This window comes from Enhygromyxa salina, assembly GCF_002994615.1.
In the GTDB taxonomy this organism is placed as follows: domain Bacteria; phylum Myxococcota_A; class Polyangia; order Nannocystales; family Nannocystaceae; genus Plesiocystis; species Plesiocystis salina_A.
In genome coordinates, this window is record NZ_PVNK01000041.1 from 11,318 (window position 1) to 34,498 (window position 23,181).

Here is a 23,181-nt window from a genome sequence, read left to right on the forward strand (position 1 = left end):
GCGGCATCGCTCCGGGGCGGGCTGCGAGCTTCGTCGTCCGCAAACTCCCACGAAGCCCGCCGCTCGACCTATACTTTGGCGCGATGCCGACCCAAGTGCTTTTGGTCGAGGACTCACGAGCGATGCGCGACTACGTGAGCTCGATCCTCGAGGCCGAAGGGGACTACGAAGTGCACGAGGTTGGGAATGGCTTCGACGCCCTCAGAGCACTGCCCCGCGACTTGTTCGGGTTGATCGTCACCGACATCAACATGCCGGACGTCAGCGGGATCGAGCTGACCCGTTTCGTGCGCCAGACCCCTCGTCATGCCAACACCCCGCTGATCGTGATCAGCAGCGAGGCCTCCGCCGTCGACAAGGATCGGGCGATGTCTGCCGGCGCGTCGTCCTTCGTCGCCAAGCCGTTTACCCCCGAGGAGTTCCTCGCCGCGATCGCAGAAGCCATCGCGCTTCCGCGACCCGACTTGCAGGCGGGCGCTGAGCCGGGCGCGGACGAAGGAGAGGCTACGTGAGCGAGTCGCCCGAGTTCGTGTCCGAGGCCCAGGAGATCATCGAGACCTTCTCGCGTCAGCTGCTCGAGATGGAGGGGCAGATCAACGACGGCGAGGACTACGACCCCGACCTGCTCAACGGATCGTTCCGCTCGGTCCACACCCTCAAGGGCCTGTCGTCGCTGTCGGGCGTCAACGAGATCGTCGACCTCAGCCACAAGCTCGAGAACACCCTCGACGCCCTGCGCCTCGGCAAGCTTCCGCTCAACCAAGAGGCGCTCGACCTGCTGTTCGAGTCCGTCGATCTGTTCGGGGCGTTGCTCGCGAGCGTCGTCGATCCCGAGGTCGTCCACGGCGTCGACGTCTCGCCCTTCCTCGACCGGCTCACGCAGCTGTCAAAGCCCAAGACCGCGGCCAAAGAAGATCCGCTCTCGTGGCTCGACGACTCGATCCTGAGCGTGTTGACCGAGTACGAGGAGCACCGCCTGCGCGAGAACGTGCGCCTGGGTCGGCGCATCCACCGGGTCCACGCGAGCTTCGACCTGCTCGCGATCGACATCGGCATCGAGTCGCTCAAGGGCAAGCTCAAGAGCCACGGCGAGGTCATCACCTACCTGCCGAGCGCCGACGGATCGAGCGACGATCGGATCGAGCTCGACATCCTCGTCGGATCGAAGGAGCCCTTGGCCGCGATCGCCGAGGGGATTGGCGAGGAGGGCGTGACCGTCGAGGCGCTCGGGACCGGCGAGCGGATCGTGATCGCGGCCAAGCCCGCGCCCGCGCCCGCGCCCGAGCGGCGCCGAGCCAAGGTCAAGGTCGAGGCGATCGAGGACGACGACTTCCCCGACGACGACGCTCCGGTGGGCGATGAATTCTCTGGCAGCGGGGGCGTCGGCGGCCCGGCCGAGCCCGAGCTGAGCGCGAGCTCGGCGGCGAGCGTCGACCAGGCCCAGGCCTCGGGCGGGGCCGAGATCTCTCCACCGAGCGGAGCATCGGGAGGAGCGGGGGGAGGAGCGGGGCCCGCAGCGGGGACCGGTGGCGATGGAGCTTCGGGCGGCGGCACAGGCGGGGACGGTGAGGGGCCCGGCGACGGCGGCGACGGCGGCGACGGCGGCGATGGCGGTGACGGCGGCGATGGCAGCAGCGGCGACGGCGGCGACGGACCCGACGAGGGCGATCAGGTCAGCCTCAAGAGCCTCAGCCAGACCGTCCGCGTCGATCTGCGCCGCCTCGATCACTTGATGAACCTCGTCGGCGAGCTCGCGCTGGTCCACGCCAACCTCGGCGGGACCGTCGACCGCATGCAGCGCAGCCCGACCCCGACCGAGCAGCTGCGCGAGTTCCAGGACCAGCTGCGGGTCATGAACCGGCGCCTCGGGCTGCTCCAGCAGGGCATCCTCGAGGTACGCATGGTCCCGCTCGGGCAGGTCTTCGACAAGCTCGCGCGGGTCGTTCGCAAGCTCTCGCGCGACTCGGCCAAGGACGTCCGCCTGGCGATCTCCGGGGCCGACACCGAGCTCGACAAGCTGATCGTCGAGGAGCTCAGCGATCCGCTGATGCACATGATCCGCAACGCGATCGACCACGGCATCGAGCTGCCCGCCGAGCGCGTGGCGATCGGCAAGCCGCGGGCCGGTCGGGTCTCGCTCTCGGCCTACCAAAAGGGCAACCGCGTGGTCATCGAGCTGACCGACGACGGCCGCGGCATGGACTGGCGGCGGATCCGTGAGAAGGCCGTCGAGCGCGGGTTCATCGCCCGCGAAGAGGCCCGCGACATCAACCCGGCCCAGGCGATCAACCTGATCTTCACGCCGGGCTTCAGCACCCGCGACAAGGCCACGGAGCTGTCGGGCCGCGGCGTCGGCATGGACGTGGTCAAGACCAACATCTCGCGGCTCTCGGGCATGATCGACGTCGCGTCGGAGCCCGGTCGCGGCTCTCGCTTTCGGATCACCTTGCCGGTCACGCTGGCGATCATTCAGGCCCTGGTCATCGAGACCGCCGGCCAGACCTTCTGCATCCCGCTCAACTCCGTGCTCGAGTCGATCATGGTCCAGAGCGACGAGATCCAGACCATCGAGGGCCACGAGGTCGTGTCGGTTCGGGGGCGCACGCTGCCGCTGATCCACCTCTCGCGGGTCTTTGGCCTCGAGCCCGACGGGCGCGAGTCCGACCGAAGGATGTTCTACGATCGTCTATACGTGGTCATCGTCGGCCTCGCCGAGCACCGCGTCGGCCTCGTCGTCGACGAGCTGCTCGGCCAGCAAGACGTGGTCATCAAGCCGATCGGCAAGGCCCTGCGCCAGGTCCCGGGCATCGCTGGCGCGACCGAGCTCGGCGACAACCGCACGGTCTTGCTGCTCGACGTCGGGACCCTCGTCAGCGAGGCGGTCGGCGGGGTCGAGGCGGCGGTCGCGGGCATGGGCGGCGGCGCAGGTCGCGAGGGCATCGGGGTGTTCTCGCGGCTCGACGTCGGCCGCGAGAAGGAACACGGCGGCTGGGGGGATCATGGCTTCTGACGACGACGATCTGTGGCAAGCGCTGCTCGCCGTGACCGGCGACCAGGTCGCGACCGAGGCCGACTACGAGCACGGCTACAAGCGCGAGATGCGTAGCGACCTGCTGCGCTACGTGACCTTCATGATCCACGGGGAGATCTACGGCCTGCCGATCGAGCAGATCGTCGAGATCTCGACGGCGTTCCCGACCACGCCGGTCCCGCGCACGGCCGACTTCGTGATCGGGATCGGCAACATGCGCGGCTCGGTCATGCCGGTCATCGACCTCGTCGCGCGGCTCAAGCTCGGGACCGTCAAGCGGACCCGCGCGACCCGGGTGCTGATCGTCCGCCACGCCGATGAGCCCCACGGGATCGTCGTGGATCGCGTGCTCGAGGTCATCTCGCTCCCACCCGAAGACATGGAGAACACTCCGGGCGGGATCGGGAGCACGCGCGCGGACTTCATCATGGGCCTCGGGCGTCACCGCGGCCGCCTCATCATCATCCTCGATCTCGCAACCGTGCTCGACGAGCGCGACTTTCTCCACGCGAGGTTCCGAAGGGAGCGTGCTCTGCAGTGACCAGCGATATCGGCAGCAGCCCGCGCGGCGCGAGCACGGCGTGGGACGACGAGCAGGCCCCCAAGCGCCAAGATCAGCTCAAGCTGGCGGGGTTCTTCGTCGGCGGCGGGCTCTACGGGATCGACATCATGCGGATCAAGGAGGTCATCCAGGCCGCGCCTTATCCGATCCGTCCGGTCCCGCACGCGCCCGCGATCATCGAGGGGGTCATCACGCTGCGCGGCGTCGTGATCCCGGTCATCGATCTGCGCAAGCGCTTCAACGTCAAGGCCGACGAAGACTCGGTCGCCTTCAACAAGCTGATCATCGTCAGCGTCAAGGGCCGGATCGTCGGGCTCAAGGTCGACAAGGTCCTCGGCGAGCTGCGGGTCGACGCCAACGAGGTCCGGCCGGCCCCGTCGATGCTCAGCGCGGCGGTCGGTGACGAGGGCGAGGACTTCTTCTCGGGGGTCTGCAAGATCGGCGACGACGTCGTGTTCGTCGTCAACCTCGAGGGGCTGCTGGCGACGGAACATCGCGGTGGTCGCGGTCGCAGCGGCGACGGGAGCAGCGGGTCGCGTTGATGGCTGGCACCCCGCACGCCAAGCCGCCCCTCGGTGGGGGCCCGGTCTCGACCAACGGTGCGCGCCCGCGGGTGCTCTTGGGCCACAGCGGCCCGGTGATCGCAGGCGCGGCTCAGACGATCCTCGACGCCCACGGCTTCGCCGTCGAGATCGCGGGCGACTCCGACGACGTCGAGTCGGCCCTGGGCCGCGCAGCCTGGGACGCGCTGGTCGTCGACGTCGCGCTGCCCGGCGCGCCCGGCTTCGAGCTCACCAGCGTCGCGCGTGCGGCTGGGGTCAAGGTCGTGATCCTGGTCGCGTCGGTGTTTCGGCGGACGAGCTACAAGCGCCGGCCCCGTCGCCTCTACGGCGCCGACGACTACGTCGAGATCCACCACCTCGGCGATCATCTGCCCAACCGGCTCCGCGCGCACCTGGGCCTGCGCGACTCGCAGCTGCCCGCCGAGACCCTGCGCGAGGTGCTCAGCACCCTCAACGAGCGCGGCGATGACCATCTGCTCGAGCAGACGCCGCGGGGCCTGGCGACGCTGATCGTCGCGGACCTGCTGCTTTACAACGGCGACCGGATCACCGAGGCAGACAGCGTCGAGCAGGCGCTGGCGGCGGTCGCGGCCGATCTCGAAGGCGCCCGCGATCTCTTTGGGCAGGTCCGGCCGGAGGTGTCCGAGGGCGACCTGATCGGCGAGGCCTTCCGCGAGCTGGTCGCGGGCTTGGACGGAACGGGAGATGTATCGTGAGCGCCAGCGGAGGAACCAAGGTCACGGGGAGGGGCGGCGCTGGGTTACCGCCCCGTCTGCTCGATTGCATCCGTCGGTTCGGCGACGAGGGCTGGCGTGAGCGAAAACAGGCCGTCGAGGAGGTCCTCATGGTCCTCGCGACGGAGCAACCAGACGGGCCGACCTTCGCCGCCCTGATCGACACCCTGATCGACGGCGTGATCGATCCGCTCGCGAGCGCGATCTACGAGGGCCGCGAGCACGAGACCAAGGTCGTGGCCGGCGGTGGCGTCAGCGCCCGCGCGGCGTGCCAGGACGTGCTGATCCAGCTCGGCCGCGCGAGCCTGCCCAAGGTCCTGCAGCGCCTCGACCCCGACGACACGCGCAGCTCGGGCACGCGCTTGATGGTCGACATGATCGGGCAGATCGGCGGCGAGTCAGAGATCCCGATCCTGACCAAGTTCCTGCGCGACGCCGAGGCCGACGAGAACCTGCGCGCGTCAGCGGCCGCGGCGCTCGGCGAGATCGGCGGTCCGACTGCGATCGCCGCGCTCGAGGAGCTGCTCGGGGACGACTCGGAGATGCTCCAGCTCTACGCCCTCGACGCGCTCCGGGCCGCGAGCGCGGCGGTGCCTGTCGAGCGCCTCGCCCCGCTGCTCGAGCACGCGGTCACGCGCAAGGGCGCGGCCGCGCTGCTCGGGGTCACCGCGTCGGTCGAGGCCGTCGAGCTGCTGCTGCCGCTGCTCGGTGACGACATGCGCGGGGTCCGGGCGGCGGCGATCGAGGGCATCGCCCGGCTCCGGGTCGCGCTCGCCGAGCGCGACCTCGCCAACGTGGTCGACGACGCCGTCGCGGTCATCGATGACGAGACCAAGATCAAGGTCCGCGAGCTCATCGGCCACCGCGAGCGCGACGTGTCGATCGCCGCGATCGCCCTCGCGGGCCTGGCCAAAGACGCGGGCGCGGTCGCGGCCGTGCTCCCGCGCATGGAAGATCCGATGGTCTACGAGCGCGCGCTGGCCCTCGTCGAGCGGCTCGGGACCGCGGCCAACGACGCGCTGGTCGAGGTCCTCGACAGCCTCGAGGTCGCCTCGCGCGAGGCGCTCTACCGCCTCATCGGTGCGCTCCCGGGGGAGGTCGATCAGCGCCTGATCAACCTCCTGCTCGAGGGCCTCGAAGATCCGCTCGAGACCGTCGCCGCCGCGGCCTGCGACGCCCTGCGTCGGGTCGGCGGGCGCTCGGCGATGGCGCCGCTGTATCGCGGGTGTGGGCGTGAGGGCCCCGTCGGTGAGCACGCCGCCGAGGCCCTGGCCGAGGTCGCCGAGCGCCGCTCGGCCGAGCGCCGCGGTCGCGGCCACGATGAGCTGTTGCTGCTGATCGGTGGCTCGTGGCCCCACGCGGGCGCCCTCGCTCGCAACCTGTGTCGGGTCGTCGGTCGGCTCGGGTTGATCGAATTCGTCCCGCCGCTGGTCTCGATGCTCGGCTCGAGCGACGTCGGGGTACGGGTCGCGGCTGCGCTCGCGCTCGGCAGCATCGCCGGCGATCACGAGGGCGTGGGCGCGCTGTGCTTCTCGCTCGCCGACGAAGATCCGCAGGTCCGGGCGGCCGCGTGTCGGAGCCTCGGTCAGCTCGCGGACGCCCAGAGCGTCCACCCGCTGCTGGCCGCGACCTCCGATCCGATCGCGCTGGTCCGGGCCGCCGCGGTCCAGGCCCTGGTCTCGATCGACAACCCGATCTCACTCGCGCGGATGCGCGAGATCATCCTCGACGACAGCTCGACCAACGTCGTGGTCCACGCGATCGCTGGCCTCGGTCGGTCCAACCAAAATCAGGATCTGACCCTGCTCATGAGCCTGTGCGCGTCGCAGGACCACGAGGTCGTCAAGGCCGCTGCGCGGGCGCTGAAGTACTACCCCGCTCACCGAGCGACCGCGGCGTTGCTCGGCTTGCTCTCCCACGAGCGCTGGGACGTGCGCTGGGCCGCCGCCGAGGTCCTGTCCGAGCGCGGTGATGTGACCGCGCTCGGTCCTCTCCAGCGCGCGCGCAAGCTCGAGCAAGACGCGCTGGTCCGGCAAATTCTTGGCCAGGCGATCGATCGCCTCCGCGAGCTCGAGGCCGAGCGGACCGAGACCTCGGGCCGCAACCCCAGCCGCAACCTTGGCCGCAACCCCGGCCGCAACCCCGAGGACAAGCCCAAGGCCTAGCAGCGGTGGCACGGACCAACACCACCGACCGACTCTTCGCCGCGCTCGGCAACGCGAGGGTCCGGATGACCGACGATGAGGCGCGGCTGTTCGTCGAGGCGATCCAGGAGCACAGCGGCATCACGCTGTCGATTAACTCCGGCTTCTTCCTCGAGCGCCGCCTGAGCCCCCGGCTCGAGGCCCTCGGTCTGTCGAGCTACCTCGATTACTACCAGTACCTGCGCTACGACCCCGCTGGCCCGCGCGAGATGGAAGAGCTGATCGAGCGCATCACCACGCACGAGACCTACTTCTTTCGCGAGCAGTACCAGCTCGAGGCCTTCTCCGAGGAGATCTTGCCCGCGCTGGCCAAGCGCCTCGCGCGTCAACAGCGGATCCAGGTGTGGAGCGCGGGCTGCTCGACCGGCGAAGAGGTCTACACCATCGCGATGCTGCTGCTCGAGAGCGGCCTGTTCAAGGGCTGGAACCTCCGCGTGATGGGCTCCGACATCAGCCGCAAGGTGTTGGCGACGGCGCGCGCGGCGGTCTACGGCGAGAACAGCTTCCGCACGACCACGCCCGCGCTGCGGCGCAAGTACTTCGTCGAGACCGGCGGGCGGGCGACCGTGCGCGAGGACGTGCGCTCGCATTGTTCTTTTGGCCAACTCAACCTGATCTCGACCGAGCGCTTCCGGGTGCTCGGACCCCAGGACGTCATCTTCTGCCGCAACGTCCTGATGTATCTTTCGCATGAGGCTCGCCACCGCGTGGTCGAGGCGTTCTATGATCGCCTCACGCCCGGCGGCTTCCTGCTCCTGGGGCACTCGGAGAGCTTGCTCAACGTGACGACCCGCTTCGACCTCGCCCACCTTCAAAAGGATCTGGTCTACCGCAAGCCGCCCACCGCGACCCAGCCCTCCAGCTACTAGATGCGCCCGTGCGCCTGATGCCAGCGAAGAACGAAACCCGCCCCCTCCGAGTGCTCGTCGTCGACGACTCGGCCTACAACCGCCAGACGATCACGAGCATGCTCGAGTCGCGTGAGGGCGTAGAAGTCGTCGCGCGGGCGACCAACGGCAAGGAAGCGCTCAAGCTCGCGTTCGATCTCGACCCCGACGTGATCACCCTCGACCTCGAGATGCCCGAGATGGACGGGTTCTCGTTCCTGCGCCTGCTCATGAGCCGGCGGCCGATCCCGGTCGTGGTCATCTCGGGCTACGCCCAGCGCGACAACGTGTTTCGGGCCCTCGAGCTCGGCGCGCTCGACTTCATCGCCAAGCCGCGGCGGCACATCAGCCCCGACATCCGCAACATCGAGGACGATCTCAGCGCGAAGATCACCATGGTCCGGCGGCTGCAAGCGGTCCGGCTCAAGCAGCGCGCGGACTCGCTGGCGGCTCAGGGCCCGCGGCCGAGCGGCAGCACCGACGCCGACGGCATGGCCCAGCCCCTCGCGGGCGAGCCGGCGCCGGTCGTGGTCGGGATCGGCTCCTCGACGGGCGGGCCGCCAGCGATTCAGCAGCTGCTCGCGGGGCTCCCGGCAGATCTGCCCGCGGCGGTCGTGATCGCGCAGCACATGCCTGCGCGGTTCACAAAGGCCTTCGCGGCCCGCCTCGACCGAGTCGTCGATCTGCGCGTGGTCGAGGCCGCCGAGGGCCAGCCGCTGTGCCGGGGCGTCGTCTACATCGTCCCTGGCTCGTGCAACATCGACATCGAGGCCAGCGCCGGCGAGGGCAGCACGGTCCGCATCGTCGAGCCCCAGCCGACGCGGGCCGGCGTCGCTCCGCTCACGCCCTCAGCTGATCACATGCTCAAGTCGCTGTCGGCGGCCTACGAGCGCCGCCTGATCACGGTGATCCTGACCGGGATGGGGTCCGACGGCACCAACGGCGCCATCGCTGCGAGGCGTCTGGGTGCCTACGTCCTCGTCGAGGACCCGCGGACGGCGGTCATGCCGGGGATGCCGCATTCTGCCCTCGAGGCCGGCGCGGTCGACCGGGCGCTGCCTCTCGAGCGTCTCCACGAGGCGATCATCGACGTCGTCGAGAAGCGGCGAGCCGAGTTCGAAGGCGGCTGAGCGCGGTGACCGTGGCGTTACGCCCCACCGGGGTGCGCGCGAGGGCGGAGTCCACACGAGCTCCGTCGTCGATGTGCGGGGTCCGAGCGACGAGAGTGCGTGGTGAAAACCTCGCTCGGACTGGACACCCGTGCCCTCGCGTTCGCTCGCGCTGTGTTACTGTGCGGGCGGTGAGCGCCGACGATACCAGGCAAAGCCTGCAGCGGAAGACCGACGTGTTCTTGCGCGACTTCTTCGAGAAGGGCGAGGTGTTAGTCAAGGAGCTGATCACGGAGAATGATCGGCTCCGTTCTCAGCTCGAGGCGGCCCCCGTCCAGGTAGAGAAGGACGCCAAGCCCGTCACCCGCGACAACATGGTCGACTTGTTGATGCTGCGGATCTCGTCCCTCGAGCGTGAGTGTGACGAGATTCGTCGTATCGCGGGGAACGTCGAGGAGGAGTCCGGTGGCTTCCGCCAGCGGCTCGACTCGCTCGAGTCCGAGCACTATCACCTCGCGTCCATGTTCGTGGCTGGTTCGCAGTTTCACTCGGCGACGAGCTTCGACGAGGTCCTGCGCACGATCACCGAGATCTTGCTCAACTTTGTCGGCGCGGGCGCGTTCACGATCTACCTCGTCGACGAGGAGCGGCAGGTGCTGTTCCCGGTCGCGCGCGAGGGCGGGGTCATCGACGACATCAAAGAGATCGAGCTGACCGGCGACGACGCCGGCCCGGCACAAGCGGCAATCGTCGCGCTCGGGCGACCGTGGAAGAGCGGTGACCCCGAGTTTCAGATGGGCAAGGAGATCATCAACCTACCGCTCGTCAGCGGGTCACGGTTGGTCGGTGTCGCTCGTCTGGAGTCCTTCCTCGAACAAAAGCACGGCTTCGCGGACAACGACTACCAGCTGCTCGGTCTCATCTCCGAGCACGCCGGCACCGGGGTCGAGAACGCGTGGATCCGGGCCCACACCAAAGACGTCCCGCTGCAGCGTCGGGCGATCGAACATCTGGTTGGAGCATGAGCATTTCGGGAGAACGCCGTTTCAACGCGTTGGTGGTCGAGGACAGTCCACCGATGCGAAAGATGATCGTCTTCGCGCTCTCGCGTGTGCGGGAGCTCGACGTGGTCGAAGCCGACGATGGTGTCGACGCCCTGCGTCGCATCGCCGGGACCAAGTTCGACATCATCATCACTGACATCAACATGCCGATCCTCGACGGGCTCAAGCTCGTCAAGCGGTTGCGCGCAGACGAGAACTACAAGGACGTGCCGATCGTGATCATCACGACCGAGGGCGCGGCCGAAGATCGTCAGCGGGCCTTGGCGCTGGGCGCGAACGCGTACATCACCAAGCCGATCCAGGCCCAGCAGGTCATCTCGCTCGTCCGCGAGATCCTGACCCTGGACTGAGCTCGGCCCCTGACTTCCCGGGGCTCCGGGCTGCTCCTTTTTTGGGTGGCCCGGCGCCGCGTGTTAATTTTGCCCGATGGCGCGGGCGCTCCACCTCGATGACGCGGTCGAGGACTACCTTCAGCACCTGAAGGTCGAGCGCAACCTGTCGCCCAACACGATCGAGGCCTACGCCAACGATCTGCGCCAGCTCCTCGATCACCTCGGATCGCTTGGGGTCGAGACCACGACCGAGGTCGAGCCGCCGATCTTGCTCGGCTTCTTGCGCGCGCTGACCGAGCGCGGGCTCGCGGCCCGCAGCCAGGCGCGCCGCTGGGTCGCCGTGCGGGGTCTGTTCCGGTGGCTGCGGCTCGAGAACCTGATCGACGTCGATCCGACCCAGGGCATCCGCATGCCCAAGGCCGGGGCCAAGCTGCCCGAGCTGCTCAGCCGCGCGGAGATCGACGCGCTGTTGGCCGCGCCCGGCGTCGACACGGTCTTGGGTCTGCGCGACACGGCGCTGCTCGAGTTCATGTACGCGACGGGCTGCCGCGTGTCCGAGGCGTGCGACCTCCAGCTCGACGCGCTCCACCTCGATCAGGGCCTGGTCGTGCTGACCGGCAAGGGCAACAAGCAGCGCATGGTCCCCCTCGGCGATTGCGCGCTGGTGGCCTTGCTAGCTTACGTCGAGGCCGGGCGGCCGGGCTTGCTCGCGCGGGCCCGGGGCAAGGGCCGCCGCGACGCGCACGTGTTCCTCAATTGCCGCGGCGCTCGCTTGTCGCGCCAAGGATGGTTTCATCGCCTGCGTGAGCACGCCGTCAGCGCGGGGATCACCCGACCAGTATCACCGCACAAGCTGCGCCACAGCTTCGCGACTCACCTGATCGAAGGTGGCGCCGACTTGCGCGCAGTCCAGACCCTGCTGGGTCACGCAGACATCTCGACCACCCAGGTCTACACGCACCTGAGCCAGAGCCACGTGCGCCACGCCTACGATCGCCATCACCCGCGCGCGTGACCGGGCGAGCCCCCAAGGGGTCGCCGGTGGGCTGACTTGCGGGGCACCGGTCTGACTTGATAGGTAACTCCGTCGCGTCGCGCTTCGTGCGCGATCTTCGTTTCTCCGAGCCCCTCGTGTCCGCACTCGTCGCCATCAATCTTACGAGCGAGACCCTGATGACGGTTGGGCTGTACCTGGTCTGCCTGATCCTCTCGATCGCGGTCCACGAGTACTGTCACGCGGTCGCGGCCGACCGTCTGGGAGATCCGACCCCCGAGCGCGAGGGTCGGGTGTCGCTCAACCCCCTCGTCCACGCCGATCCGGTCGGGACCTTCATCATGCCGATCGTCGCGGCCTTCACCGCGCTGCCGCTGCTCGGCTGGGGCCGGCCGGTCTCGACCCAGCCGAGCAACTACACGCGCAAGGTCAGCATGCGCAGCGGCATGGCCCTGGTCGCCTTCGCCGGGCCGTTCGGGAATTTCGTGCTCGCCCTCTTGGTGCTCGGGATCGCGGCGGTCATGGGCCGGACCATGGAGATCAGCGTCGGCATGCACACGGTGCTGACGACGATGCTGCAGCTCAACGTGCTCTTGATGCTGTTCAACCTGCTGCCGCTGCACCCCCTCGACGGCGGCAAGATCCTCGCCGCGTTCTTGCCCGCGCGCCTCGAGCACATCGACGAGTTCCTGGTCCGCTACGGGATGTGGATCCTGCTCGGGCTGGTGGTCCTCGGCGGTCCTCTCCTCGGTCGGCTGCTCGGGCCGGTGTTTGATCTGGTCGCGCGGATGTACTACGTCGCGGTGGCTGCATGAGCGGTGGTTCGTTGACCACGCCGGTGTCCGAGCCGGACGAGGCGGTCGATCCCGAGGCCGGAGACCAGGCCGGGCCCGAGGCTGGAGACCAGGCCGGGCCCGAGGCTGGAGACCAGGCCGGGCCCGAGACCGGAGACCAGGCTGGGCCCGAGGCTGGAGACCAGGCCGGGCCCGAGGTGGCTCGGGCTCGCTCGGGGCGCCCGGCGACCGACTCGATCGCCGATGGTGTTCACGTGCGCAGCAGCTACGCGGTCGCGCTCGACGTGTTCGAGGGCCCGCTCGATCTGCTCTTGCACCTCGTGCGTCGCCACGAGCTCGACATCCTCGACATCCCGATCGCCTTCATCACCGAGAAGTACATCGAGTACATCAGCCTCGCGCGCTCGCTCGACATCGAGGTCGCGGGCGAGTACCTGCTGATGGCGGCGACGCTGGCCTTCCTCAAGAGCCGCGAGCTGCTGCCGGTCGTGCCCGGCGAGGACGACGAAGAGGGTGAGCTCGAGGACGGCGTCGATCCGCGCGAAGAGCTGATCCGGCGCTTGATCGAGTACGAGCGCTTCCGCGACGCCGGCTTCGAGCTGGCCAACCGCCCGCTCGCGGGCCGCGACGTGTTTCCTCGCGGAGGCGATCTGTCGATCGAGCCGCCGGAGCCCGGCCTCGCGCCCGTGACTCTGTTTCGCCTGGCCGAGGCCTACAACCGGGTGCTCGACCGGGCGAAGATCCACCAGGAGCACGAGGTCGTGATCGAGCCGATCACGGTCCGTCAGCGGATGCGGCAGCTGGGCCTGCTCCTCGCGGCCGAGGGCCGGGTCGGATTCGAGGACCTGTTCCTGCGTCAGGTCTGGTCGAGCGAGCGTGAGCTACGGCAGATGCTGGTCGTGACCCTGATGTCGGTGCTCGAGCTGGTCAAGCTCGGGGTCCTCGGGGTCCACCAGGCCGCAGGCAGCGACAGCATCGAGCTCGAGCGGGCCGTCGACGCGCCCGAGATGGAGCGCGTCGTCTCCAGCTACCGCGGTGACGACGAGCCCCCGATGAGTGACGCGGAGGAGGCCGCGCTCGCGGAGGCGGTCGCGTCCGGGGGGGCGGTCGGGGCCACACAAGAGGATGCGCCTGGGGATTCCGCCGCGGCCGAGGATGCCGCGGTCGATGACGCCGCGGCTGAGGATGCCGCAGCCGAGGATGCCGCGGCCGATGATGCCGCGGTCGATGACGCCGCGGCCGATGACGCCGCGGCCGAGGATGCCGCGGCCGAGGATGCCGCTGCGGCCGATGACGCCGCGGCCGATGACGCCGCGGCCGATGACGCCGCGCCCGAGGATGACGCTGCGGCCGATGACGCCGCGCCCGGGGATGACGCTGCGGCCGATGACGCCGCGCCCGGGGAGGCGGTCGCGCCCGAGGATGACGCCGCGGCCGATGACGCCGCGGCCGATGACGCCGCGGCCGAGGATGCCGCGGTCGATGACGCCGCGGCCGATGACGCCGCGCCCGAGGATGACGCTGCGGCCGATGACGCCGCGGCCGATGACGCCGCGCCCGAGGATGACGCTGCGGCCGATGACGCTGCGGCCGATGACGCCGCGGCCGATGACGCCGCGCCCGAGGATGACGCTGCGGCCGATGACGCCGCGCCCGAGGATGACGCTGCGGCCGATGACGCCGCGCCCGGGGAGGCGGTCGCGCCCGAGGATGACGCCGCGGCCGATGACGCCGCGCCCGAGGATGCCGCGGTCGATGACGCCGCGGCCGATGAAGCCGCGGCTGATGACGCCGCGGCCGAGGATGCCGCGGTCGATGACGCCGCGGCTGATGACGCCGCGGCCGATGACGCCGCGCCCAGGGAGGCGGTCGCGCCCGCACAAGAGGATGCGTCCGAGGAGGAGGCCGCGCCCGGGGAGGCGGTCGCGCCCGAGGATGACGCCGCGGCCGATGAAGCCACGCCCGAGGAGGATGCCGCGGCCGATGACGCCGCGGCCGATGACGCCGCGCCCGATGACGCCGCGCCCGAGGAAGCCGCGGCCGATGACGCCGCGCCCGGGGAGGCGGTCGCGCCCGCACAAGAGGATGCGCCCGAGGAGGAGGCCGCGCCCGGGGAGGCGGTCGCGCCCGAGGAAGCCGCGGCCGATGAAGCCGCGCCTGATGAAGCCGCGCCCGGGGAGGCGGTCGCGCCCGAGGAAGCCGCGGCCGATGACGCCGTGCGCGAAGATGAAGCCGCGCCTGATGAAGCCGCGCTCGATGAAGCCGCGGCCGATGAAGCCGCGCCTGAGGAAGCCGCGCTCGGGGAGGCGGTCGCGCCCGAGGAAGCCGCGGCCGATGAAGCCGTGCGCGAAGATGAAGCCGCGCCTGATGAAGCCGCGCCTGATGAAGCCGCGGCCGATGAAGCCGCGCCCGATGAAGCCGCGCCTGATGAAGCCGCGCCCGAGGAGGCCGCGCCTGATGAAGCCGCGCTCGATGAAGCCGCGCTCGATGAAGCCGCGCTCGATGAAGCCGCGCCCGATGAAGCCGCGCCCGGGGAAGCTGCGCTCGATGAAGCCGCGCCCGGGGAAGCTGCGCCCGAGGAGGAGGTTGTGTCCGCGGAGGCGGTCGCGCCCGAGGAGGCGGTTGTGTCCGCGGAGGCGGTTGTGTCCGCGGAGGCGGTTGTGTCCGCGGAGGCGGTCGCGCCCGCGGAGGCGGTCACGCTCGAGGATGAGGTGGCGCCTGGGGAAGAGGTCGCGCCCGCGGAGGCGGTCGGGCCCGAGGAAGAGGTAGCGCCCGCACAAGAGGCAGCGCCCGCACAAGAGGTAGCGCCCGAGGAAGAGGTAGCGCCCGCACAAGAGACTGCGACAGCGCCCGCACAAGAGGTAGCGCTCGCACAAGAGGTAGCGCCCGAGGAAGAGGCCGCGCCCGCGGAAGGGGCAGTGCCCGCGGAAGGGGCACTGCCCGCGGAGGAGGTCGAGCCCGTGCAGGGGGCAGCGCCCGCACAGGAGGCCGAGCCCGCACACGCGGCCGAGCCCGCACACGCGGCCGAGCCCGCGCAAGCCGAGAATTCTGCCGCGCCCGATGAGGGCGAGAGCGACTGACATGGCCAAGAAGTCCGCCCGAAAGCAAGCGCCCCCGAAGATGCGGGGGCGGTCTCAACCGTCGGCTGAGCCGAGCGTCGAGGCGCTCGTCGCCGAACTGGGCTCGGAGAACCCGAGCGAAGACGAGGAGCCCAAGGCCGAGGCCGAGGAGGAGGCCGAGGCCGCACAGGAGGCCGAGGGGGAGGCCGAGGCCGCACAGGAGGCCGAGGGGGAGGCCGAGGCCGCACAGGACGCGCCCGAGGGGGCGAGCCCGCAGGTCGAAATCGAGGTTCCCGGCGAGGGCGAGGGCGAGGGCGAGGGCGAGGACGAGGGCGAGGGCGAGGGTGAGGGCAAGGGCAAGGGCAAGGGCAAGGAGGAGGCCGAAGCCGAAGCCGAGGGAGCCGTACGGCTGGTCGATAGCCTGCCGATCGACGCCGAAGACGATCTGAGCGACGTCGAGGGCGAAGCGTCCCCGCGCCTGATCTCGATCGTCGAGAGCCTGCTGTTCGCGTCGACCAAGCCGCTGCGGGTCAAACAGGTCCGCAAGCTCCTGCGCGAGCCCTCGGTCCGACAGATCCAGCTCGCGCTCAAGCACCTGATCGCGGGCAACGAGGAGCGGGGGATCATCGTTGCCCAGGTCGCCGGTGGCTTCGTGCTTCAGACCAGCCCGCAAAACGCCCAGTGGGTCCAGCGTCTGCTCCAGGCCAAGCCGGTCCGCCTGAGTCGCCCGCAGCTCGAGACCCTCGCGGTCGTCGCTTATCGCCAGCCGGTGACACGCGCCGAGATCGATCACATCCGCGGGGTCGACGGCGGCGCCGTCGTGAAGATCCTGCTCGAGCGGGAGTTGATTCAGATCGTCGGCAAGAAGGAGGAGCCGGGCCGGCCGATGCTCTACGGCACGACCGTGGGCTTTCTCGAGTTCTTCAACCTCATGAGCCTGCGCGACCTGCCGGATCTCCGCGAGTTCCGCGAGCTGTCCGACGACACCAAGGCGACTCTGCGCAAGAACATGAACGCGGACGAGGTCGAGGCCCTCGGCCAAGAGGTTCTGGAGTTTGCGCGCCCCGACGACGAAAGCGCAAACGAGGAGTCCGCGGACGACGAGAACGCCGAAGTCGCGGAGGCTGACGAAGCAGTCGACGAGGAAGCGGAAGCCGACGAGGAAGCGGAAGCCGACGAGGAAGCGGAAGCCGACGAGGAAGCGGAAGCCGACGAGGAAGCGGAAGCCGACGAGGAGGCGGAAGCCGACGAGGAAGCGGAAGCCGACGAGGGCGAAGAAGCTGCCGAGGACGAGGAAGTCGACGAGGACGACGAGGGCGAAGAGGGCGACGAGGACGAGGAAGTCGACGAGGACGACGAGGACGAAGAGGGCGACGAGGACGACGAAGTCGACGGGGACGAAGAGGACGAAGAGGACGACGAGGACGAAGAGGACGACGAGGGCGACGAGGGCGACGAGGACGACGAGGGCGACGAGGACGACGAGGGCGACGAGGACGAAGAGGGCGACGAGGACGACGAGGGCGACGAGGGCGACGAGGACGACGAGGACGACGAGGACGACGAGGACGACGAGGTCGACGAGGACGAGGAAGTCGACGAGGACGACGAGGACGAAGAGGGCGACGAGGACGACGAGGACGACGAGGTCGACGGGGACGAGGAAGTCGACGAGGACGACGAGGACGAAGAGGGCGAAGAAGAGGACGACGGGGACGAAGAAGTCGACGAGGACGACGAGGACGAAGAGGGCGAAGAAGAGGACGACGGGGACGAAGAAGTCGACGAGGACGACGAGGACGAAGAGGGCGACGAGGAAGAGGACGACGAGGACGAAGAGGACGACGAGGACGAAGAGGACGAAGAGGACGAAGAGGACGACGAGGACGAGGAAGTCGACGAGGACGACGAGGGCGACGAGGAAGAGGACGAGGAAGAGGTCGACGAGGACGACGAGGGCGACGAGGACGAGGACGAGGAAGAGGGCGACGAGGTCGACGAGGACGACGAGGACGACGAGGACGACGAGGGCGACGAGGACGAGGACGAAGAGGGCGACGAGGACGAGGACGAGGACGAGGGCGACGAGGACGAGGACGAGGACGAAGAGGTCGACGAGGACGAGGAAGTCGACGAGGACGAAGAGGTCGAAGAGGACGAAGAGGTCGACGAGGACGACGAGGACGACGAGGGCGACGAGGACGAAGAGGACGAAGAGGGCGACGAGGACGAAGAGGTCGACGAGGACGAAGAGGACGACGAGGACGAAGAGGTCGACGAGGACGAAGAAGACGACGAGGACGCCGACGCATAGGACGCGGGCGAGGCTCAGGACGGCGAGGAAGACGAGTCCTAACGCGCGCGTGTGGAAGCGCCGCTTGCAGCCGCGACCCAAAGGTCGCAAGCTCGCGGATCTTCCATGGCCAAGTCGCGCCCACCCAAGTCTCGAGCCCAGCCGTCCCGAGCCAAGCCGAGCTCGAAGTCCGGTCGACGGCGCGCAGGCGCACGCGACACGTCCCCCAGCTCAAAGCCTCGCACCGCGCCGAGGAAGGGCAAAGAGCAGCCCTTCACGGCCAATGAGCGTGAGCAGCGCGAAGGCGTGCGGCTCCAGAAGTTCATCGCCAGCGCGGGCGTCACGTCGCGGCGCAAGGCCGAAGATCTGATCGTCGCCGGCGTGGTCGCGGTCAACGGGCAGCGCGTCACCGAGCTCGGCACCCGCGTGTTCCCCGGGCGCGATCGCGTCACGGTCCGCGGCGAGCCCGTCACCGCCGAGGCCAAGGTCTACTACGTGCTCAACAAGCCCGACGAGATCGTGTGCTCGGCCGCGGGCAGCGTCGACGATCGCGGCCGAGCGACCGTGTTGTCGCTCATGCACGGGATCTCTGAGCGCCTGTATCCGGTCGGTCGGCTCGACTATCACTCGCGTGGGGTCGTCTTGCTGACCAACGACGGCGATCTCGCCGCGGCCCTGAGCCACCCGCGCCACGGGGTCGTCAAGACCTATCACGTCAAGTTCCAGGGCAAGCTCAGCCCCGACGAGGAAGAGGCGCTGCGCGAGGGGGTGACCCTCGACGACGGCGCGGTGACGCGACCGCTCGCCGAGCTGTTCGCGTTCCGCGAGACCGAGGCCAACGCCTGGTATCAGATCGGGCTGACCGAGGGCCTCAACCGGCAGCTGCGTCGGATGGGGGAGGCGATCGGCCATCCCGTGCTCAAGCTCATCCGCGTCGCGCTCGGCGACATCACCGCCGACGGCCTCGCCGAGGGGGAGTCCCGGCCGCTGTCACCCACGGAGGTCGGACAGCTGTTGGCCAGCGTCGCGCTCGATCCAGCGCGCAAGCCGTCCAAGGCTGCCCCCCGCCGACCACGAAAGAAGTGAGGCAGCTCGCCCTCAAGACTCGGGAAGACCGGTCTTGCCAGCGAAGGGACAGCAGGGTAGGTTGCCGCCCCCCGCCGCTCGTCGGCGGCTGCCCAAGGACACTCGACAGATGGCCAAGCTCTCCCAAGTTCTGCGCGACAAGAAGCGCGAGAAGCTGATCTCGAAGTACGCCGACAAGCGCGCCGAGCTCCGCGCCCAGATGAAAGACCCGGACCTCGACCCCGACGTCAAGGCCGAGGTCATGGCCAAGCTCAACGGCCTGCCGCGCAACTCCTGTCCCACGCGCCTGACCCGGCGCTGCTTCCTGACCGGGCGCAGCAAGGCGGTCTATCGCAAGTTCGGCCTCAGCCGCATCGCCCTGCGCGATCTCGCCTTGCGCGGTGATCTGCCCGGCGTGACCAAGTCCAGCTGGTAAGGAGCCTCACCATGCGCAGCGGAATCCATCCCGAGTATCACAAGGTGCTCTATCACGACACCGCGACCAACGACGAGTGGGTCGGCTTCTCGACCCTCGCGCCCGAAGAGCGCAAGAGCTTCGAGGGCGAGCTTCTGCCCGTGATTCGCCTCGACATCTCGGCCAAGTCGCACCCCTTTTGGACCGGCCAGGCGCGCACCGTCGACGCCGAGGGTCGCATCGATCGCTTCAAGCGCCGCTACGGGCGCAAGAAGTAGCTCCTCCCCGAGCCTCCCCAATCGTCCAGCCCGATTCCTGTCCAGGAGTCGGGCGTCGACAATTTTGTGCAAGAGTATCCACATGCCCACGTCCTCGACGGCCAAAGCCCAGCCTGAGACCTCCGTGCGCAAGCCCGAGGCGCCCTTCATGACCGGGCCGCAGGCCATCTCGCGCGAGCTGGCCGCGCAGGTGCTCGCGCGCGCGCTCGGTCGCGGTGGCGACTTCGCCGACCTGTTCTTCGAATACCGGCGCTCGGCCTCGATCTCGATGGAAGATGGCCGCGTGCGCAGCGTCGGCGGATCCGTCGACATGGGCGTGGGCATCCGCGTCGTCGAGGGCCAGGGCGTCGGCTACGCCTACGCCGAGAGCCTCGAGCCCAGCGCGATGTTCGAGGCTGCGCAGACCGCCAGCCAGATCGCGCAGGCCGGGGCCGAGGTCGGGCCGATCAAGGTTCGGCGGCGGCGGACAAAAGACACCTACCCGGTCGGCGACGAGGTCGTCGACATCGAGGGCAAGGCCCGGGTCGCGCTGCTGCGCCGGGCCGACAAGGCCGCGCGCGCCGTCAGCCCCAAGATCGTCCGCGTCGACGCCAGCCTGGTCGCGGTCCACAAGGAGATCCTCGTGGTCTCGAGCCGCGGCGACATGGTCTACGACTTCCAGCCGATGTGTCGGATGTCGGTCTCCGCCGTCGCCCGCGACAAAGCCCGGACCGAGAGCGGCAGCAGCTCCGGCGGTGGGCGCATGGGCCCCGAGTACTTCGAGCTCGTCAGCCCCGAAGATCACGGCCGCGAGGCCTCGCGCGTGGCGTTGCTCAACCTCGACAGCCGCGAGGCCCCGGCGGGCACGCTGCCGGTCGTGCTCGCGCCCGGCGACTCGGGGATCTTGCTGCACGAGGCGGTCGGCCACGGGCTCGAGGCCGACTTCAACCGCAAGCGGACCTCCAACTACTGCGATCGCATCGGCCAGGCCGTCGCGTCGGAGCTCGTGACCGTGGTCGACGATCCCGCGATCGCCCGCTCGCGCGGGAGCCTCAACGTCGACGATGAGGGCGTGCTGCCCAAGGTCCACCGCCTGATCGAGGGCGGCAAGCTCCGCGGCTACCTCCACGATCGGATCAGCGCCGAGTGGTTCCGGACCAAGCCGACCGGCAGCGGCCGGCGCCAGAGCTTCCGCCATGAGCCGATGCCGCGGATGACCAACACCTTCATGGAGGAGGGCGAGGACGCGCCCGAGGACATCATCAAGTCGGTCAAGCGTGGGGTCTACGCCAAGAAATTCTCCGGCGGTCAGGTCAACATCTCGAACGGGGACTTCGTGTTCTCGCTGACCGAGGGCTACCTGATCGAGAACGGCAAGCTGACCGCGCCGCTCAAGGGCGTCAACCTGATCGGCAACGGGCCCGAGGCGCTGGCCACGGTCAGCATGGTCGGCCACGACTTCGAGCTGTCCGACGGCATGTGGACCTGCGGCAAGGACGGCCAGAGCGTGCCGGTTGGGGTCGGGATGCCGACGGTCAAGCTCGACTCGCTCACGGTCGGCGGCTCGAGCGTTGGCTAGGCCTGGGATCCACTCGAACGAGCGAGGAGCATCAGCGTGAACTCAGCCAAGCGAAGCGGCGGCAACAAGAAGAAGCCTGCGGCCAAGAAGAAGGCCGCGGCCAAGAAGAAGCGCGTGGCCAAGAAGAAGCCTGCGGCCAAGAAGAAGGCCGCGGCCAAGAAGAAGAGCGCGGCCAAGAAGAAGGGCGCGGCCAAGAAGAAGCCCGCGGCCAAGAAGAAGTCCGCGGCCAAGAAGAAGGCCGCGGCCAAGAAGAAGAGCGCGGCCAAGAAGAAGAGCGCGGCGAAGAAGAAGGCCGCGGCCAAGAAGAAGAGCGCGGCGAAGAAGAAGCCTGCGGCCAAGAAGAAGGGCGCGGCCAAGAAGAAGCCCGCGGCCAAGAAGAAGTCCGCAGCCAAGAACAAGCCCGCAGCCAAGAAGAAGTCCGCGGCGGTGGTCTCGGCCGTCGGTGACGCGCTGCCCCGAGCCTCGCAGCGGCTGCTCGACGAGCTCGAGGGCACGGCGCTCCACGCTCTCGAGCACCTGCGCGCGCGCGGGGTCGAGCACGCAGAGGTCAGCGTCAGCCAGGGCGAGCAGCTCGAGACCGGTGTCCGCCAGGGCGAGGTCGAGCTGGTCAAGGAGGCCAAGTCGCGCGGCCTCGGCGTGCGCGTTGTCCATGGTGAGCGGGTCGCAACCTCCTCGACCACGGATCTCTCGCGCGAGGCGATCGAGCGCTTCTTGGATCGCACGATCGAGATGGCCGAGCTGTCCGAGCCCGATCCCCTCGCGGTCCCGCCCGATCCCAAGGAGCTGCTGATCGGCGCCAAGGCCCGATACCCGGCCCTCGATCTGTGGGACAGCAAGACCGCCAAGATCAAGGCCGACCGGGCCTTGCGTCTCGCGCTCGCGGGCGAGAAGGCGGCGTTTCGGTCGGACTCGCGCATCACCTCGTCCGAGGGCGCGAGCTTCTCACGCGGGGCCAGCCACGGCGTGCTCGCGAGCTCGGGCGGCTTCGTCGGACGCAGCGCCGGGACCCACGCCAGCCTCGTCGTCCACGTCGTCGCCGACGACGAAGGCGGCAAGAAGCGCAACGGCTTTCAGTGGACCGCGGGTCGCCACTTCGATCAGCTGCGGAGCCCCAAAGAGGTCGGCTCCGAGGCCGCCGAGCGGGCGGTGCGTTCGCTCGGGTCGATCAAGCTCGAGACCGGCGTGTACCCGGTCGTGTTCGAGCGCGACGCCGCGCGGGCGATCATCGGCCTGGTCGCCTCGTGCGTGGTCGGTGACGCGGTCTATCGTGAGCAGAGCTACCTCCGCGACCGGCTCGGGACCGCGGTCGCGAGCGCCAAGGTCACGATCGTCGACGACCCCTCGTTGCCGCGCGGCCCCGGCTCGCGGCCCTACGACGGCGAGGGCAGGGCGGTGCGCCGCAACGTCGTGATCAAGGCTGGCGAGCTGCGCAGCTTCTTGCTCGACACCTACAGCGCGCGCAAGCTCAAGCTGGCGCCGACGGGCTCGGGTGGCGGCGGCGGGAGCATTCCCTACTCGACGACCAGCAACTTCTACATGAAGGCCGGGCGCAGCAAGCCCGAGTCGCTGTTGCGCGGGATCGATCGCGGCCTCTACGTGACCTCGATGATGGGCTTTGGCTTCGATCCCGTGACGGGCAACTTCAGCCGCGGGGCCTCGGGCTTCTTGATCGAGGGCGGTGAGCTCAGCGTGCCCGTCAGCGAGATCACGATCTCGCGCAACCTCGACGAGCTGCTCGGGGGCATCGACGCGGTCGCCAACGATCTCGAGCACCGCGCGGCGGTCGCGGCCCCGAGCTTCCGCGTCGACTACATGACCGTGTCGGGCAGCTGAGCGACGGGCTCAGGCGACGCTCAGCTCGCGGGGAACCACTCGTCGGTGAGGGGCCGGAGGCGCTCGACGAGGGCGTCGTGGTCGACGCCGCGGGCGGTCGCGAGCAGGCCCCGATCGTTGGCGACCTCGGGCCCGGTGTAGACCAGAGGATCGCCGCGCATGTCGGTCAGGCGACCGCCGGCCGCGTGGAGCAGCGCCTGCGGGGCCGCGCTGTCCCAGAGCTTGGTGCCGGCCGTCGGGTGGGCGTAGATCTCGGCCTCGCCGCGCGCGACCATCGAGACCTTGACCCCGGTGCTCGCGGTCCGGAGCGTCTGCTCGGGCGTGATCTCGAGCAGCTTCATGATCGCGTCGAGGCGGGCGCTGCGGTGGCTCTTGCTCGTGACCAGGCGCCAGCGCGACTCGACGC

Annotated in this window: 19 protein-coding genes and 2 pseudogenes; 19 read left to right on the forward strand and 2 right to left on the reverse strand. The window is 69.4% G+C overall.

Going from position 1 to position 23,181, the window contains the following annotated elements:
- Positions 1–83: 83 nt before the first annotated feature.
- From ENSA5_RS04100 to ENSA5_RS39670, 13 genes and pseudogenes are all read left to right on the forward strand, one after another.
- Positions 84–512, forward strand: a complete 429-nt coding sequence (locus ENSA5_RS04100) for a response regulator (RefSeq protein WP_258182725.1) — start codon at positions 84–86, stop codon at positions 510–512.
- Positions 509–3,010: a chemotaxis protein CheA gene (locus ENSA5_RS04105; protein ID WP_106390243.1), complete on the forward strand. Its 2,502-nt coding sequence runs from the start codon at positions 509–511 to the stop codon at positions 3,008–3,010. Before ENSA5_RS04100 ends, ENSA5_RS04105 begins: the two co-directional genes overlap by 4 nt.
- The gene (locus ENSA5_RS04110; protein ID WP_106390244.1) at positions 3,000–3,572 is read left to right on the forward strand and encodes a chemotaxis protein CheW; all 573 of its coding nucleotides are present in this window, start codon (positions 3,000–3,002) and stop codon (positions 3,570–3,572) included. The genes ENSA5_RS04105 and ENSA5_RS04110 overlap by 11 nt, the downstream gene beginning before the upstream one ends.
- On the forward strand, positions 3,569–4,135 hold the full coding sequence (locus ENSA5_RS04115) for a chemotaxis protein CheW (RefSeq protein WP_106390245.1): 567 nt from the start codon (positions 3,569–3,571) through the stop codon (positions 4,133–4,135). The genes ENSA5_RS04110 and ENSA5_RS04115 overlap by 4 nt, the downstream gene beginning before the upstream one ends.
- On the forward strand, positions 4,135–4,872 hold the full coding sequence (locus ENSA5_RS04120; RefSeq protein ID WP_106390246.1) for a response regulator transcription factor: 738 nt from the start codon (positions 4,135–4,137) through the stop codon (positions 4,870–4,872). The genes ENSA5_RS04115 and ENSA5_RS04120 overlap by 1 nt, the downstream gene beginning before the upstream one ends.
- 128 nt (positions 4,873–5,000) lie before the next feature.
- Positions 5,001–7,055, forward strand: a complete 2,055-nt coding sequence (locus ENSA5_RS04125; RefSeq protein ID WP_106390247.1) for a HEAT repeat domain-containing protein — start codon at positions 5,001–5,003, stop codon at positions 7,053–7,055.
- 5 nt (positions 7,056–7,060) lie between these two features.
- Positions 7,061–7,963, forward strand: coding sequence for a CheR family methyltransferase (locus tag ENSA5_RS04130; RefSeq protein WP_308726531.1), 903 nt, complete (start codon positions 7,061–7,063; stop codon positions 7,961–7,963).
- A 17-nt stretch (positions 7,964–7,980) separates the two neighbouring features.
- Complete coding sequence (gene cheB, locus ENSA5_RS04135; protein ID WP_258182730.1) at positions 7,981–9,111, forward strand: chemotaxis-specific protein-glutamate methyltransferase CheB; 1,131 nt, start codon at positions 7,981–7,983, stop codon at positions 9,109–9,111.
- A 170-nt stretch (positions 9,112–9,281) separates the two neighbouring features.
- Positions 9,282–10,115 (forward strand): GAF domain-containing protein, encoded by an 834-nt coding sequence (locus ENSA5_RS04140; protein ID WP_106390249.1) that lies wholly within the window; start codon positions 9,282–9,284, stop codon positions 10,113–10,115.
- The gene (locus tag ENSA5_RS04145; RefSeq protein ID WP_106390250.1) at positions 10,112–10,504 is read left to right on the forward strand and encodes a response regulator; all 393 of its coding nucleotides are present in this window, start codon (positions 10,112–10,114) and stop codon (positions 10,502–10,504) included. The genes ENSA5_RS04140 and ENSA5_RS04145 overlap by 4 nt, the downstream gene beginning before the upstream one ends.
- A 76-nt stretch (positions 10,505–10,580) precedes the next feature.
- Positions 10,581–11,501, forward strand: coding sequence for a site-specific tyrosine recombinase XerD (gene xerD / locus ENSA5_RS04150; RefSeq protein WP_106390251.1), 921 nt, complete (start codon positions 10,581–10,583; stop codon positions 11,499–11,501).
- A gap of 158 nt (positions 11,502–11,659) precedes the next feature.
- A complete protein-coding gene (locus ENSA5_RS04155) occupies positions 11,660–12,295 on the forward strand; it encodes a site-2 protease family protein (protein WP_181197354.1) in 636 nt (211 codons plus the stop codon).
- Positions 12,292–13,224: pseudogene (locus ENSA5_RS39670) on the forward strand (segregation and condensation protein A); the annotation flags it as partial. The gene ENSA5_RS04155 and the pseudogene ENSA5_RS39670, both read left to right, overlap by 4 nt.
- Here the strand turns inward: ENSA5_RS39670 and ENSA5_RS39895 are convergent.
- Positions 13,202–14,791 (reverse strand): annotated as a pseudogene (locus tag ENSA5_RS39895) (pentapeptide repeat-containing protein); the annotation flags it as partial. The pseudogenes ENSA5_RS39670 and ENSA5_RS39895 sit on opposite strands and share 23 nt — an antisense overlap.
- A gap of 564 nt (positions 14,792–15,355) precedes the next feature.
- On the opposite strand from ENSA5_RS39895, the gene scpB reads away from it, so the two are divergent.
- From scpB to ENSA5_RS04210, 6 genes are all read left to right on the forward strand, one after another.
- On the forward strand, positions 15,356–17,647 hold the full coding sequence (gene scpB / locus ENSA5_RS36985; protein WP_181197355.1) for an SMC-Scp complex subunit ScpB: 2,292 nt from the start codon (positions 15,356–15,358) through the stop codon (positions 17,645–17,647).
- 285 nt (positions 17,648–17,932) lie between these two features.
- Positions 17,933–18,712 carry a pseudouridine synthase gene (locus tag ENSA5_RS04185; protein WP_219906727.1) on the forward strand — a complete coding sequence of 260 codons (780 nt, stop codon included), beginning with the start codon at positions 17,933–17,935 and terminating at the stop codon, positions 18,710–18,712.
- A gap of 109 nt (positions 18,713–18,821) precedes the next feature.
- Positions 18,822–19,127, forward strand: a complete 306-nt coding sequence (gene rpsN / locus ENSA5_RS04190) for a 30S ribosomal protein S14 (protein WP_106390254.1) — start codon at positions 18,822–18,824, stop codon at positions 19,125–19,127.
- Between the two features lie 11 nt (positions 19,128–19,138).
- Entirely contained in the window at positions 19,139–19,384 is a 246-nt protein-coding gene (locus tag ENSA5_RS04195; protein WP_106390255.1) for a type B 50S ribosomal protein L31, read from the forward strand.
- An 82-nt stretch (positions 19,385–19,466) separates the two neighbouring features.
- Positions 19,467–20,942 carry a TldD/PmbA family protein gene (locus ENSA5_RS04200; RefSeq protein ID WP_258182727.1) on the forward strand — a complete coding sequence of 492 codons (1,476 nt, stop codon included), beginning with the start codon at positions 19,467–19,469 and terminating at the stop codon, positions 20,940–20,942.
- 36 nt (positions 20,943–20,978) lie between these two features.
- On the forward strand, positions 20,979–22,775 hold the full coding sequence (locus ENSA5_RS04210; protein ID WP_258182728.1) for a TldD/PmbA family protein: 1,797 nt from the start codon (positions 20,979–20,981) through the stop codon (positions 22,773–22,775).
- A 20-nt stretch (positions 22,776–22,795) separates the two neighbouring features.
- On the opposite strand, the gene ENSA5_RS04215 is transcribed toward ENSA5_RS04210, so the two are convergent.
- A partial coding sequence (locus ENSA5_RS04215; protein WP_308726532.1) for an inositol monophosphatase family protein occupies positions 22,796–23,181 on the reverse strand: 386 nt, incomplete at its 5' end.

Excerpts from the sequence above, each read along its gene's own strand:
- ENSA5_RS04100 (WP_258182725.1), top strand. The coding sequence starts at position 84 with ATGCCGACCCAAGTGCTTTTGGTCGAGGACTCACGAGCGATGCGCGAC.
- ENSA5_RS04110 (WP_106390244.1), top strand. The coding sequence starts at position 3,000 with ATGGCTTCTGACGACGACGATCTGTGGCAAGCGCTGCTCGCCGTGACC.
- ENSA5_RS04120 (WP_106390246.1), top strand. The coding sequence starts at position 4,135 with ATGGCTGGCACCCCGCACGCCAAGCCGCCCCTCGGTGGGGGCCCGGTC.
- ENSA5_RS04125 (WP_106390247.1), top strand. The coding sequence starts at position 5,001 with ATGGTCCTCGCGACGGAGCAACCAGACGGGCCGACCTTCGCCGCCCTG.
- cheB (WP_258182730.1), top strand. The coding sequence starts at position 7,981 with ATGCCAGCGAAGAACGAAACCCGCCCCCTCCGAGTGCTCGTCGTCGAC.
- ENSA5_RS04145 (WP_106390250.1), top strand. The coding sequence starts at position 10,112 with ATGAGCATTTCGGGAGAACGCCGTTTCAACGCGTTGGTGGTCGAGGAC.
- xerD (WP_106390251.1), top strand. The coding sequence starts at position 10,581 with ATGGCGCGGGCGCTCCACCTCGATGACGCGGTCGAGGACTACCTTCAG.
- ENSA5_RS04155 (WP_181197354.1), top strand. The coding sequence starts at position 11,660 with ATGACGGTTGGGCTGTACCTGGTCTGCCTGATCCTCTCGATCGCGGTC.
- scpB (WP_181197355.1), top strand. The coding sequence starts at position 15,356 with ATGGCCAAGAAGTCCGCCCGAAAGCAAGCGCCCCCGAAGATGCGGGGG.
- rpsN (WP_106390254.1), top strand. The coding sequence starts at position 18,822 with ATGGCCAAGCTCTCCCAAGTTCTGCGCGACAAGAAGCGCGAGAAGCTG.
- ENSA5_RS04195 (WP_106390255.1), top strand. The coding sequence starts at position 19,139 with ATGCGCAGCGGAATCCATCCCGAGTATCACAAGGTGCTCTATCACGAC.
- ENSA5_RS04200 (WP_258182727.1), top strand. The coding sequence starts at position 19,467 with ATGCCCACGTCCTCGACGGCCAAAGCCCAGCCTGAGACCTCCGTGCGC.